Source organism: Enterobacter roggenkampii (genome assembly GCF_001729805.1).
Taxonomy (GTDB): Bacteria; Pseudomonadota; Gammaproteobacteria; order Enterobacterales; family Enterobacteriaceae; genus Enterobacter; species Enterobacter roggenkampii.
In genome coordinates, this window is record NZ_CP017184.1 from 2,666,687 (window position 1) to 2,680,271 (window position 13,585).

9 protein-coding genes are annotated in these 13,585 nt (G+C 59.0%); 3 read left to right on the forward strand and 6 right to left on the reverse strand.

What is annotated here, in order from left to right; translation table 11 throughout:
- Positions 1 to 72 precede the first annotated feature (72 nt).
- Complete coding sequence (locus BFV67_RS12590) at positions 73 to 969, forward strand: DMT family transporter (protein WP_032652250.1); 897 nt, start codon at positions 73 to 75, stop codon at positions 967 to 969.
- Here BFV67_RS12590 and narI read toward each other — a convergent pair.
- The 5 genes from narI to BFV67_RS12615 form a co-directional block, all read right to left on the reverse strand.
- A complete protein-coding gene (gene narI / locus BFV67_RS12595; RefSeq protein ID WP_021240339.1) occupies positions 966 to 1,643 on the reverse strand; it encodes a respiratory nitrate reductase subunit gamma in 678 nt (225 codons plus the stop codon). The two genes, BFV67_RS12590 and narI, sit on opposite strands and share 4 nt — an antisense overlap.
- Positions 1,643 to 2,353 carry a nitrate reductase molybdenum cofactor assembly chaperone gene (gene narJ / locus BFV67_RS12600; RefSeq protein ID WP_032652252.1) on the reverse strand — a complete coding sequence of 237 codons (711 nt, stop codon included), beginning with the start codon at positions 2,351 to 2,353 and terminating at the stop codon, positions 1,643 to 1,645. The genes narI and narJ overlap by 1 nt, the downstream gene beginning before the upstream one ends.
- Positions 2,350 to 3,885, reverse strand: coding sequence for a nitrate reductase subunit beta (narH, locus tag BFV67_RS12605; protein WP_021240341.1), 1,536 nt, complete (start codon positions 3,883 to 3,885; stop codon positions 2,350 to 2,352). Before narH ends, narJ begins: the two co-directional genes overlap by 4 nt.
- Complete coding sequence (locus BFV67_RS12610; protein ID WP_045334908.1) at positions 3,882 to 7,625, reverse strand: nitrate reductase subunit alpha; 3,744 nt, start codon at positions 7,623 to 7,625, stop codon at positions 3,882 to 3,884. The genes narH and BFV67_RS12610 overlap by 4 nt, the downstream gene beginning before the upstream one ends.
- Before the next feature lie 379 nt (positions 7,626 to 8,004).
- Complete coding sequence (locus tag BFV67_RS12615) at positions 8,005 to 9,402, reverse strand: NarK family nitrate/nitrite MFS transporter (RefSeq protein ID WP_021240343.1); 1,398 nt, start codon at positions 9,400 to 9,402, stop codon at positions 8,005 to 8,007.
- 309 nt (positions 9,403 to 9,711) lie between these two features.
- Here BFV67_RS12615 and narX point away from each other — a divergent pair, with 309 nt between their 5' ends.
- Positions 9,712 to 11,508, forward strand: coding sequence for a nitrate/nitrite two-component system sensor histidine kinase NarX (narX, locus tag BFV67_RS12620; RefSeq protein WP_021240344.1), 1,797 nt, complete (start codon positions 9,712 to 9,714; stop codon positions 11,506 to 11,508).
- The gene (gene narL, locus BFV67_RS12625; RefSeq protein ID WP_008499531.1) at positions 11,501 to 12,151 is read left to right on the forward strand and encodes a two-component system response regulator NarL; all 651 of its coding nucleotides are present in this window, start codon (positions 11,501 to 11,503) and stop codon (positions 12,149 to 12,151) included. The genes narX and narL overlap by 8 nt, the downstream gene beginning before the upstream one ends.
- Before the next feature lie 3 nt (positions 12,152 to 12,154).
- Here narL and BFV67_RS12630 read toward each other — a convergent pair whose 3' ends face one another.
- Positions 12,155 to 13,561 carry a YchO/YchP family invasin gene (locus tag BFV67_RS12630; RefSeq protein WP_021240345.1) on the reverse strand — a complete coding sequence of 469 codons (1,407 nt, stop codon included), beginning with the start codon at positions 13,559 to 13,561 and terminating at the stop codon, positions 12,155 to 12,157.
- Between the last annotated feature and the right edge of the window lie 24 nt (positions 13,562 to 13,585).

Consider the following 13,585-nt stretch of genomic DNA (forward strand, 5'->3'; position numbering starts at 1 on the left):
TCAACCTTATCTCACCCCTGTAAAACCCGACAGCGATTTTCGACAATAGCGTCATTAATCAGGAGGTGGATGATGCGTGATTTCCATAAAGGCGTGTGGCAAATGAGCCTGGCGATGTTAATTTCCGGCTCTATCGGCGCGTTTGTTTTGCTCTCCGGTCTGCCGGTGACGGAAGTGGTGTTCTGGCGCTGTCTTATCGGGGCTATGGCGCTTTTTATTTTTATCCGGGCAAGTCAAAAGCCCTTCAGCCCCCTCACCCGCACCACGCTGCTGCTGGCTATTTTCGGCGGCGTGGCGCTCGTGGTGAACTGGCTGCTGCTCTTCGCGGCCTATGAGCGTATCTCAATTGGTCTTTCAACCGTGGTCTATAACACCCAGCCTTTTATGCTGGTCTTGATGGGGATGTTTCTGGGCGAACGCGTCAGCCTGGTGAAATGGGGCTGGCTATTCCTCGCCTTTGGCGGCGTGGTGATCCTGCTCTCCAGCGAGCTCACCGGCGCGCATGGCAGCGAATGGCTCACCGGAATAGGTTTGGCCATGGCCGCGGCCTTCTTCTACGCGCTGACGGCAATCATTGCGCGCAAACTGAAAACAATCGCACCGCAGCATATTGCCTTTATCCAGGTGCTGACCGGCGTCGTGATGCTTTTGCCGTTTGCCAGCCTGCCGTCATTTTCCGGTGATTTCCCCTGGCCGATGCTGCTGACGCTCGGCATTGTCCATACCGGCATTATGTACCAGCTGCTCTACAGCGCAATTCAGAAGCTGCCTACGCCCATCACCGGCTCCCTGTCGTTTATCTATCCGGTGGTGGCAATTGTTGTCGATAATCTGGTGTTCGGACACGCGCTTAACCTGACGCAGCTGGCGGGCGGCGCGCTGATCCTGTTTGCTGCCGCGGGCAACAACCTGGGCTGGGGCGAAAAAAAACCCCGCGAGCGCGGGGTTAGTATCAAAACGGCGAATTAGCGACGGGCGCGAACAATCTGGTATTTGCGCGTCAGGTACTCCACCGGCGCGCTCCAGATGTGGACCAGGCGGGAGAACGGGAACAGCACAAACAGCGTCATCCCCAGCACCAGGTGAACGCGGAAGATAAACGCCACGCCGTCCAGGTGCTCAGATGCTCCGCCGTGGAAGGTCACCACGGACTGCGCCCAGCCGACCAGCTTCATCATTTCGCTTCCGTCCATATGCTGCGCCGAGAACGGAATGGTCAGCAGACCCAGCGCGCACTGTACCATCAGCAGGGAGAGGATCAGGATATCCGCTGCGGTTGTGGTCGCACGCACGCGCGGGCTGAACAGACGACGCTTGAGCAGCAGCAGGCCGCCAACAAGGGTCATCACGCCGCAGGCACCGCCCGCGATCATCGCCATCTTCTGCTTCACCTCAATCGGCAGCCACGCTTCATACATCCAGTGCGGCGTCAGCATCCCGAGGAAGTGACCGGCAAAAATGCCCAGAATCCCGATGTGGAACAGGTTAGACGCCACGTGCATCCCCTTGCGGTCCAGCATCTGGCTGGAGGCGGCACGCCAGGTGTACTGGCCATAATCGTAACGCAGCCAGCTTCCCACCAGGAACACGGTGCCCGCGATATACGGGTAAATGTCAAAGAAGAACATATTCAGGAAGTGCATTAGTGCCGTCCTCCGTTAGAGATATTCAAATATTGCGGGGCAACCGCGCCGGCAAAGCGGCGCTGGTGAGCAGCGATTTCAGACTCGCCGCAGTTCTGGTCAGCAAAGAATTTGACCTGCTCTTCTTCCCAGACCGCATCCAGCGCCTGTGGCGTATCGTCACGGGCCTCATCGGCGATTTTCTCCGCCACTTTTTCACTGTCGACAGAGGCGTTGGCGAGCTTCACCAGCAGATCGAACAGCACCGCGTAGCGGCTCTCACGCTGCTGAAGACGCGCGCCGAGCAGCGCCAGGATCGGCGCGATGTCCTGCAGACCGCCCAGCGCCTCTTCTTTTGGCAGCTGCGCCAGATATTCCAGATAGAGCGGCAGGTGATCCGGCAGCTCGCGGCTGTCGAGCTGCAGGCCGTGCTGCTCGTACTGTGCCATCAGGTCAACCATCGCCTGACCGCGGTCGCGGGATTCACCGTGAACGTGTTCGAACAGCAGCAGCGAGGTCGCACGCCCCCGATCAAACAGCTGACTGTAGTCCGCCTGCGCATCAAGAAGATCGCGCGCCAGCAGGTCACGGAGGAAAACGCCAAGCCGCTGGGCATCTTCTTTATCCAGGTTTTCAGATGCCGCAAGCGCATCAAAGAGCTCCTGTTGATGCTGCGCCAGCGCAGCATCCGGGTACTCGAGCAGACGCGAAACAATGACGAGTTCAATCATGAGTGCGGCTCCGTTTTACTGGTCACATCCATGGCGTCGATGCGACGGCTGTTGAACAGGTTGAATTTGCTGTCTGACCCGTGGCAGCCGTCGCCAAAGGTAAAGCCACAGCCGTTTTTCTCCGGGAAGGCCTCGCGGGCCAGCTCACGGTGGCTGCTCGGCACCACGAAACGGTCTTCGTAGTTGGCAATCGCCAGATAGCGGTACATTTCCTGCGCCTGCGCTTCGGTCAGACCGACCTCTTCCAGCGCGCGGGTGTCGGTTACGCCGTCCACGGTTTCGGCACGCTTGAAGTGGCGCATCGCCAGCATACGCTTCAGCGCCAGCAGTACGGGCTGGGTATCCCCTGCGGTCAGCAGGTTGGCCAGGTACTGCACCGGGATACGCAGGCTCTCCACGTCCGGCAGAATGCCGTTGCTGCCCAGCTCACCCGCGTCAGCGGCAGACTGAATCGGCGACAGCGGCGGCACGTACCAGACCATCGGCAGCGTGCGGTATTCCGGATGCAGCGGCAGGGCCAGCTTCCAGTCCATCGCCATTTTGTACACCGGAGACTGCTGCGCGGCGTCAATCACGCTCTGCGGAATGCCGTCCTTCAGCGCCTGCTCAATCACCTTCGGATCGTTCGGGTCGAGGAACACGTCCAGCTGACGCTGATACAGATCCTTCTCGTTCTCGGTGCTCGCGGCGTTTTCAATCGCGTCCGCGTCGTACAGCAGCACGCCGAGGTAGCGAATACGGCCTACGCAGCTTTCGGAACAGACGGTCGGCATACCGGCTTCGATACGCGGGTAGCAGAAGATGCACTTCTCGGACTTGCCGCTCTTCCAGTTGAAGTAGATCTTTTTGTACGGGCAGCCGGTGATGCACATGCGCCAGCCGCGGCACTTGTCCTGGTCGATCAGCACGATGCCGTCTTCTTCACGCTTGTAGATGGCGCCGCTCGGGCAGGTCGCCACGCACGCCGGGTTAAGGCAGTGCTCGCACAGGCGCGGCAGATACATCATGAAGGTATTTTCGAACTGGCCGTACATCGCCTTCTGCATGTTCTCGAAGTTCTGGTCTTTGGCGCGTTTTTCGAACTCGCCGCCCAGAATCTCCTCCCAGTTTGGACCGCTGGTAATTTTGTCCATGCGCTGACCGGTGATCAGCGAGCGGGGACGGGCGATCGGCTGGTGTTTACCTTCCGGCGCGTTGTGCAGATTCTGGTAGTCGTAGTCAAACGGCTCGTAGTAATCCTCGATGCCCGGCAGGTGCGGGTTAGCAAAGATTTTTCCCAGAAGCCAAGCGCGGTTACCCATGCGCGGCTGCAGCTTGCCGTTGATTTTGCGGATCCAGCCGCCCTTCCACTTCTCCTGATTTTCCCAGTCGGTCGGGAAGCCGGTGCCCGGCTTGCTTTCCACGTTGTTGAACCAGGCGTATTCCATACCTTCGCGGCTGGTCCAGACGTTTTTACAGGTGACCGAGCAGGTATGGCAGCCGATGCATTTATCCAGATTCAGCACCATGCCGACTTGTGAACGAATTTTCATTTTACGCTCTCCTGTACCTGGTCATTACCTTCGCCGTCTAACCAGTTAATATTCTTCATCTTACGTACCACCACGAACTCATCGCGGTTCGATCCTACGGTGCCGTAGTAGTTAAAGCCGTAGGCCAGTTGGGCATAGCCACCAATCATGTGGGTCGGCTTCGGCGTAATGCGGGTCACGGAGTTGTGGATCCCGCCGCGCTGCTCGGTGATCTCTGACCCCGGCAGGTTCACGATACGTTCCTGCGCGTGGTACATCATGGTCATCCCGGCCGGTACGCGCTGGCTCACCACCGCACGCGCCGTCAGGGCACCGTTGCTGTTGAACACTTCGATCCAGTCGTTATCTTCAATACCCAGATCTTTGGCATCCGTTTCGCTCATCCAGACAATCGGACCGCCGCGCGACAGGGTCAGCATCAGCAGGTTGTCGCTGTAGGTGGAGTGGATCCCCCACTTCTGGTGCGGCGTCAGGAAGTTCAGCGCCTTCTCCGGGTTACCGTTCGATTTCGCGCCCATTACCGCTTTCACGGAGCGGGTGTCGATAGGCGGACGGTACACCAGCAGGCTTTCACCGAAGTCGCGCATCCACTGGTGGTCCTGATACAGCGACTGGCGGCCGGACAGGGTGCGCCATGGGATCAGCTCGTGAACGTTGGTGTAGCCCGCGTTATAGGACACATGCTCGTCTTCCAGGCCAGACCAGGTCGGGCTGGAGATAATCTTGCGCGGCTGGGCCTGAATATCGCGGAAGCGGATTTTCTCTTCCTCTTTATTCGTCGCCAGGTGCGTATGGTCGCGACCGGTGAACGCGCTCAGCGCCGCCCAGGCCTTCACCGCGACGTGACCGTTGGTTTCCGGTGCCAGGGTCAGGATCATCTCTGCCGCATCAATCGCCGTGTTCAGCATGGGCTGGCCTTTCGCCGGGCCGTCCGCTTTGGTGTAGTTGAGCTTGCGCAGCAGATCCATTTCGCTCTGGGTGTTCCAGGCGATCCCTTTCCCGCCGTTGCCGATTTTCTCCATCAGCGGGCCGATAGAGGTAAAGCGCTCGTAGGTTGCCGGGTAGTCACGTTCAACCGGAATGATGTGCGGTGCGGTCACGCCCGGGATCAGGTCACATTCGCCTTTTTTCCAGTCCTTCACGTCCAGCGGCTGCGCCAGTTCGGCAGCGGAGTCGTGCTGGATGGGCAGCGTTACCACGTCGGTCTCTTTGCCGAGGTGCCCCACGCAGACTTCGGAGAAGGTCTTCGCGATGTCTTTGTAGATTTCCCAGTCGCTTTTTGATTCCCACGCCGGGTCAACGGCCGCAGACAGCGGATGAATAAACGGATGCATATCCGAGGTATTCATGTCGTCTTTTTCGTACCAGGTGGCGGTAGGCAGCACGATGTCGGAGTACAGGCAGGTGCTGGACAGACGGAAGTCGAGGGTCACCACCAGATCCAGCTTGCCGTCGAGACCGTTGTCTTTCCACTCCACCTCTTCCGGCTTCACGCCGCCCTGCTTGCCGAGATCTTTCCCCTGGATACCGTTTTCGGTACCGAGCAGGTACTTCAGCATGTACTCGTGGCCTTTACCGGACGAGCCCAGCAGGTTGGAGCGCCAGATGAACAGATTACGCGGGTGGTTTTTACCGTTTTCCGGCTGTTCCGCCGCGAAGCGGATTGAGCCATCCTTCAGGGATTGCACGGTGTAATCCACCGGTGACATGCCCGCTTTCTTCGCCGCTTCCGCAATGCGCAGCGGGTTCGTGCCCAGCTGCGGCGCCGACGGCAGCCAGCCCATGCGCTCGGCGCGGACGTTGAAGTCAATCAGATGGCCGCTGTAGCGGGATTTATCCGCCATCGGCGACAGCAGCTCCTGCGCGGTGACCGTCTCGTAACGCCACTGGCTGGAGTGGTTATAGAAGTAGGAGGTGCTGTTCATGTGGCGTGCCGGACGCTGCCAGTCAAGGGCAAACGCCAGCGGCTGCCAGCCGGTCTGCGGACGCAGTTTTTCCTGACCCACGTAGTGCGCCCAGCCGCCGCCGCTCTGGCCGACGCAGCCGCAGAAGATCAGCATGTTGATCAGACCACGGTAGTTCATATCGAGGTGATACCAGTGGTTAAGACCCGCACCGACGATGATCATCGAGCGACCGTGGGTCTTATCGGCGTTTTCCGCAAACTCGCGGGCGATACGCACGATCTGCGCGCGTGGCACGCCGGTGATCTGCTCCGCCCATGCCGGGGTATAAGCCTTCACGTCGTCATAGCCGGTGGCGCAGTTTTCATCACCCAGACCGCGTTCCAGGCCGTAGTTCGCCATGGTCAGGTCATAGACGGTGGTGACCAGCGCGGTAGTCCCGTCGGCCAGCTGCAGGCGTTTCACCGGCAGCTTGTGCATCAGCACGTTTTTCAGCTCAACCTTGTTGAAGTGCTCGGAACCTTCGCCGCCAAAGTACGGGAAGCCCACATCCGCAATCTCGTCCTGGCTACCCAGCATGCTCAGACGCAGTTCCGTCTCTTCACCGGTCGTGCCGTTACGCTGCTCAAGGTTCCACTTGCCCTTCTCGCCCCAGCGGAAGCCGATAGAGCCGTTTGGCGCCACCAGCTCACCGTTGCTGTTATAGGCGACGGTTTTCCACTCTGGGTTATTTTCCTGGCCCAGCGCGTCCACCAGATCGGCGGCGCGCAGCGTACGGCCTGCGGCGTAGTAGCCGTCACGCTCTTCGAGCATCACCAGCATCGGCATGTCGGTGTAGCGACGGACGTAGTCGGTGAAGTACTGGCTTGGTTTATCCAGGTGGAACTCGCGCAACATGACGTGGCCCATCGCCATCGCCATCGCGGCATCGGTACCCTGTTTCGGTGCCAGCCACAGGTCGCACAGCTTGGCGATTTCGGCGTAGTCCGGGGTCACCGCCACGGTTTTGGTGCCTTTGTAACGCACCTCGGTAAAGAAGTGCGCGTCCGGCGTACGGGTCTGCGGCACGTTTGAGCCCCAGGCGATGATGTAGCTGGAGTTGTACCAGTCGGCGGACTCCGGTACGTCGGTCTGTTCGCCCCAGGTCTGTGGAGACGCCGGCGGCAGGTCGCAGTACCAGTCGTAGAAGCTCAGGCAGGTACCGCCGATTAAGGAGAGATAGCGCGCGCCGGAAGCGTAAGAGACCATCGACATCGCCGGGATTGGCGAGAAGCCTGCCACGCGGTCAGGACCGTAGGTTTTCACGGTGTAGACGTTGGAGGCCGCAATCAGCTCGTTCACCTCTTTCCAGGAAGAGCGAACGAAACCACCGCGACCGCGCGCCTGTTTGAAGCTTTTCGCTTTGTCGGCGTCCTCGATGATGGATGCCCACGCATCAACCGGATCGCTGTGCTGCACTTTCGCTTCACGCCACATTTTCATCAGGCGTTTACGCATCAGCGGGTATTTGAGACGGTTGGCGCTGTAGAGATACCAGGAGTAGCTGGCGCCGCGCGGGCAGCCGCGCGGTTCATGGTTCGGCATATCCGGACGGGTGCGCGGGTAGTCGGTCTGCTGCATTTCCCACGTCACCAGACCGTTTTTAACGAAAATCTTCCAGCTACATGAGCCAGTGCAGTTTACGCCATGGGTAGAACGGACGACTTTGTCATGCTGCCAGCGCTGGCGGTAACCGTCCTCCCAGTCCCGGTTGGTATCCAGAACCTGGCCGTGCCCATCGGCAAACGTTTCGCCCTTCTGCTTGAAGTAGCGAAACCGGTCCAAAAACTTGCTCATCGGGTATCTCCTGTATGGAGCCTGTGGCTCTCTAAATCGACATTGCTGATTTGCAGCGAAGGTAACGCCCTGAAAGAGAGGGAGAATTGATAACGATCAAGACGACGAGGGACTTTCAGGCGAGGGATTACACCGAATACCACCAAAGCGGTATCTTTATAAATTTCATATCTATATGAAATATAAGGTTATTTCAATTTCATCCTACAAAAGACCAGGCAAAATTTAACATCTCAGGTATTAAGGGGTAGAGCGCCCTGGAAAGCGATGGCGATCACAGTGTTGCCTGCGGATTTCCTCAGCAGGGCTTTCAGTATGTTGTAACTATTTTGACCCAAAAAAAACGCGGCCCGAAGGCCGCGTAAACGGATAATCACACTTACTTATTTTTTTTGGTATTACGGCCATATACCAGCCACGTAATCACAACGCAGGCGATATAGAAGATGAGGAAGACCTTCATTGCACCCGCCGGAGAGCCGGTCAGATCCAGCGAGATGCCGAACGCTTTCGGAATAAAGAAGCCGCCAATTGCGCCAATCGCAGAGATAAAGCCCAGTGCTGCAGCCGTATCCGTTGCCGCTTCACGCATCGCCTGCTCTTCGCTTCCGCCCTGCGCCTTCACGCGGTCCATCGTCAGCTTGCGGAAGATCACGGAGATCATCTGGAAGGTAGACGCACTCCCCAGCCCGGCCGTCAGGAACAGCACCATAAACACGCCGAAGAAGGCGATGAAGCTCCCGCCCTGTCCGTCAGCAGGCAGCGTCAGGAACAGCAGCGCACAGAAGACTGCCATCACGACGAAGTTAACCAGCGTCACGCGGGTCCCGCCCAGACGGTCGGATACCATCCCGCCCAGCGAACGCGCCAGGGCGCCAATAAACGGGCCGAAGAAGGCGAATTGCAGGATCTGCACGTCCGGGAACTGCGTTTTCGACAGCATCGCGAAGCCCGCCGAGAAGCCGATAAACGAACCGAAGGTCGCCAGATACAGCAGCGCCATCACCCAGAGGTGTCCACGCTTCAGCACCGGCAGCTGTTCGCTCAGCGACGCCTTCGACGCAGACAGGTCATTCATAAAGAACCAGGCTGCAAGGGTGAAGACCACGAGGAACGGCACCCAGATCCAGGCTGCGTTTTGCAGATAGAGGGAAGAACCATCCGCCTGCTCAACGCCACCGCCGCCAAAGGCTGCAAAAATGGAGACCGAGATCGCCAGGGGAGCGATCAGCTGCATCACGCTCACGCCCATATTGCCCAGACCGCCGTTAATCCCCAGCGCGCCGCCCTGCTTCGCTTTCGGGAAGAAGAAGCTGATGTTCGCCATGCTGGAGGCGAAGTTCGCCCCGGCAAAGCCGCACAGCAGGGAGATAATCACGAACACGCTGAACGGCGTGGAGGTATCCTGCACCGCGAAGCCGAGCCACACGCAAGGGACGATCATGATGCCCGTACTGAACGCCGTCCAGCGACGGCCGCCGAAGACCGGCACCATAAACGCGTAAGGGACGCGCAGCAGCGCGCCTGACAGCGACGGCAGCGCGGTCAGCATAAACAGCTGATCGGTTGTAAACGTAAACCCGACTTTGGGCAGGTTTACCGCCACCGCGCTAAACAACATCCAGACGCAAAACGCTAACAACAAGCACGGCACGGAAATCCACAGATTCCGGCTTGCTACACGATGGCCGCGCTGTTGCCAGAACGCCGGATCCTCTGGACGCCAGTCAGTAATAACGGCACCATTTTCCCTTTCGGGAGCGGATGAGTGACTCATAGACACCTCTGATTCTCGAATGATGCTGCAAACATTAGGGTTTTAGGGCGGCGGTAAGTTGATATAAATCAAAGGAAAAGTGGGAGGATTTGCGGTGTAAAATAAGGCCTCATCCTTAGTGAGTAGGCTAATTCGGTAAAAAAGACGTGGTTTTTCACGGCACTGACGGTTCCCTGCAGCGCCCACCTCTTTCCCCCTACTCCGTTGGCAATTTAGGGGTAATCCTTTATTGGTATGGGTATACTCCAGGGTATGCACCAGAATAGCGCCATTCCTGCAAGCAGGCCACGTCAGGAGCACGCCCACTCTATGTTAAAAAGATGCTTATCTCCGCTAACGCTCGTGAATCAGCTCGCCCTGATTGTTTTGCTGTCCACCGCCATCGGCGTGACCGGCATGGCGATCTCCGGCTGGCTGGTACAAGGGGTACAGGGTAATGCGCATGCCATCAACGAGGCAGGCTCGCTACGCATGCAGAGTTACCGTCTGCTGGCGGCGGTTCCGCTGACGCAGGACGATCGGCCTTTAATCGATGAAATGGAGCGCACGGCGTTCAGCCCCGAGCTGGAAAATGCCGCCATCCGTGCCGGTCAGCAATCCCAGTTGAACGCCCTTCAGGGGTACTGGCACACCCAGCTGCAGCCGGGCCTGAAACAGGCGCGCAGTACAGAAGCCGTTGCCCAGGACGTGGCGGGGTTTGTCTCCCGCATTGACGCGCTGGTCTCCGCGTTCGACCAGACGACCGAATTACGCATCGACCGGGTGGTGATGGTGCACCGGGCCATGGCGCTGTTTATGGGGCTGCTGTTGATCTTCACCATCGTCTGGCTCCGCGCGCGTCTGCTGAATCCCTGGAAACAGCTGCTGGCGATGGCCCGCGCGGTCACCGCACGCGATTTTACCCAGCGCACGCACATTAGCGGGCGCAACGAGATGGCCATGCTCGGCCAGGCACTCAATACCATGTCGGCAGAGCTCTCCGAGAGCTACGCGGTGCTGGAGCAGCGCGTACAGGAAAAAACGGCCGGGCTGGAGCAGAAAAACGAGATCCTCTCTTTCCTCTGGCAGGCCAACCGTCGCTTGCACATGCAGGTGCCGCTATGTGAGCGCCTCTCTCCGGTGCTGAATGGCCTGCAAAAGCTGACCCTGCTGCGCGATCTGGAGCTGCGGGTCTACGATGTGGAAGACGAAGAGAACCACCAGGAATTTACCTGTCAGTCCGATATGTCCTGCGATGACAAAGGCTGCCATCTTTGCCCTCGCGGCCTGCCGCCGCTGACCTCCGGCGGCACGACCCTGAAGTGGCGCCTGACGGACAGCCACACTCAGTACGGCATTCTGCTGGCCACCCTGCCAACCGGACGCCACCTGAGCCACGACCAGCAGCAGCTGGTGGATACGCTGGTTGAACAGCTGACGGCCACGCTGGCGCTCGACAGGCATCAGGAAAAACAGCAGCAGCTGATCGTCATGGAAGAGCGCGCGACCATCGCCCGCGAGCTGCACGACTCCATCGCCCAGTCGCTTTCCTGTATGAAAATGCAGGTGAGCTGCCTGCAGATGCAGGATGCGGAGATGCCCGACAGCAACAAGCAGCTGCTCAGCCAGATCCGCAACGAGCTGAACACCTCCTGGGTGCAGCTGCGCGAGCTGCTGACCACCTTCCGTCTGCAGCTGACCGAGCCGGGCCTGCGCCCGGCGCTGGAATCCAGCTGTCACGAATTTAGCGCCCGGCTGGGGTTCCCGGTGAAGCTGGATTACCAGCTGCCGCCGCGCTTTGTCCCCTCCCATCAGGCCATACATTTACTGCAGATCGCCCGCGAAGCGCTGAGCAACGTGCTTAAACACGCTGAAGCAACGGCGGTCACGGTCACCGTCAGCCAGCACGACAATCAGGTGAAACTGACGGTTCACGATAACGGCCGCGGCGTGCCGGAAAATGCCGAACGCACTAACCACTATGGTTTAATCATTATGCGAGACCGCGCCCAAAGCCTGCGCGGTGATTGCCAGGTTCGCCGGAGAGAGACGGGCGGCACGGAAGTTGTCGTCACCTTTATTCCCGAGAAACCGCTTACAACTGCTCAAGGAGATACCCATGACTAATCAGGAACCGGCATCCATCCTGTTGATCGACGACCATCCGATGCTGCGTACTGGCGTGAAACAGCTGGTCAGCATGGCCCCCGATATCACCGTGGTGGGCGAAGCCAGCAACGGCGAACAGGGCATTGAGCTTGCCGAATCCCTCGATCCCGATCTGATCCTGCTCGATCTGAATATGCCGGGCATGAACGGACTGGAGACCCTCGACAAGCTGCGGGAAAAATCGCTTTCCGGACGCATCGTCGTCTTTAGCGTGTCGAACCATGAAGAGGATGTGGTCACGGCGCTGAAACGCGGGGCGGATGGCTATCTGCTGAAAGACATGGAGCCGGAAGATCTGCTTAAGGCGCTGCAGCAGGCGGCGGCGGGCGAGATGGTATTGAGCGAAGCCTTAACGCCGGTGCTGGCCGCCAGCCTGCGCGCCAACCGCGCCACCTCTGACCGTGACGTCAGCCAGCTCACGCCGCGCGAGCGCGACATTCTCAAGCTCATTGCCCAGGGCCTGCCGAACAAAATGATCGCTCGCCGCCTGGACATCACCGAAAGCACGGTCAAAGTGCACGTGAAGCATATGCTGAAGAAAATGAAGTTAAAATCTCGCGTTGAAGCCGCCGTGTGGGTGCATCAGGAACGCATTTTCTAAGGATTACTCCTCCGGCAGCAGCTTCCAGCGCGGGTCGTCATCGGGCAATGCGACCAGCGGCTGCACCACAGCAAGCGTGATCTCATTGGACGAGACGCGCTGGCCTTTCTCATCTTCTACCACCGCCGAGAGGTGCCAGCGGTTTGTCGCACCTTCCTGTTCATTCCAGGCAGGTATAATCACGCTCCAGCCGTCTGCGCTGTTACTTTTGGCCGGCGACGTCAGGCTCAATGCCTGCGTATCCCCCTGCCAGTGGATCTGACGGATGCCGTGCGTGCTGCGAACCTGCAGCTTCAGCATAACGGTCTCGCCCCCTTTCAGATCCCACGGCGGCGTGGCCAGCCAGACGGACAGCGTTTTACGCTGGCGGAACTCCATCACCGGCAGGCTAGTGCGCTCCGGTGAATCGTAGCGGCTGCCGCGCAGGGATCGCGTCGCGGCGACCTCATCGGCGGAAAGCTGCTTAGCCAGCGGCACGCCAAAGCGGTAGTTGAGCTTCAGCCCAAGGTTATTCTGGCTCTCGCCGCTTTCGCCCTGCTTGTGCCCGGCGGTCAACGTGACCAGCGGAACGGGGGTATAGTTAAGCCCCAGATTGACCGCAACCGGGTTGTGGTACCCGGTTCCACTGTTGAACAGGTCAACGTTATCGCCAAAGTACTGCTCAACGCTGACGCTGGTGTTCAGGTGATGAAACCACGGCAACCAGGCTTTAGCGGTCACGTCATATCCGCGCGCCATGCGCTGCTCCTGAACGTCAGATCGCGCGCGCCATCCGGCAAAGGGCTGATAGTAGTTCGCTGAGAGGCGCAGATTTTCCCCCCACGCTTCCGCGCCCAGCCCGGCACGCTGCAGGTTTTCATCCAGAAGATTATCGTAAAAGGTGTTGTAGCCCAGCAGCCATTTCCCGGCGACCCAGCGCTGACCGATTCCGGCGTTACTGACCAGGCCATCCGTCTGCTGCGTCAGGCCAAGCTGGCTCCAGCTGAGGTAACGGTTAGTATCATTCCACGGGATAAACCAGCTCCCGCTGCTGCCGTTAAATTTGCCGTCATTATCCACCAGCACGTTCACGCTGGCGTTTCCCCAGGGCGACAGCCAGGACTCAATCTGCTGGTTCACTTCCCCGCTTACCGCGTCGCGCACCTGACCAAAGGCAAACTGACGCGCCTGCTCGCCGGTCGTCAGCCCGTTGTCGGTCATGCTGGCTTCACCGAAGGCTTTCGCCATTTCGGCGAGGTGTTTCTCCCCTTCGCCCGTTGGCGCCGCCAGGCCGAGATCGGGCAGACTATCCCCGTTATTATCAAAGGGGTGCTGCGCCTGATGCATAAAGGAATTCGGCGCACCGTGAACGGCTCCGGCCGTAAGAAGGGGGAGTAAAAACAGCAAACGAATGCGGGACGATACAGCCATCAACGTCGTCAATAAGAACCTGTG

Coding starts and splice junctions, on each gene's coding strand:
- BFV67_RS12590 (WP_032652250.1), top strand. CDS start 73: ATGCGTGATTTCCATAAAGGCGTGTGGCAAATGAGCCTGGCGATGTTA.
- narI (WP_021240339.1), bottom strand. CDS start 1,643: ATGCACTTCCTGAATATGTTCTTCTTTGACATTTACCCGTATATCGCG.
- narJ (WP_032652252.1), bottom strand. CDS start 2,353: ATGATTGAACTCGTCATTGTTTCGCGTCTGCTCGAGTACCCGGATGCT.
- narH (WP_021240341.1), bottom strand. CDS start 3,885: ATGAAAATTCGTTCACAAGTCGGCATGGTGCTGAATCTGGATAAATGC.
- BFV67_RS12610 (WP_045334908.1), bottom strand. CDS start 7,625: ATGAGCAAGTTTTTGGACCGGTTTCGCTACTTCAAGCAGAAGGGCGAA.
- BFV67_RS12615 (WP_021240343.1), bottom strand. CDS start 9,402: ATGAGTCACTCATCCGCTCCCGAAAGGGAAAATGGTGCCGTTATTACT.
- narX (WP_021240344.1), top strand. CDS start 9,712: ATGTTAAAAAGATGCTTATCTCCGCTAACGCTCGTGAATCAGCTCGCC.
- narL (WP_008499531.1), top strand. CDS start 11,501: ATGACTAATCAGGAACCGGCATCCATCCTGTTGATCGACGACCATCCG.
- BFV67_RS12630 (WP_021240345.1), bottom strand. CDS start 13,561: ATGGCTGTATCGTCCCGCATTCGTTTGCTGTTTTTACTCCCCCTTCTT.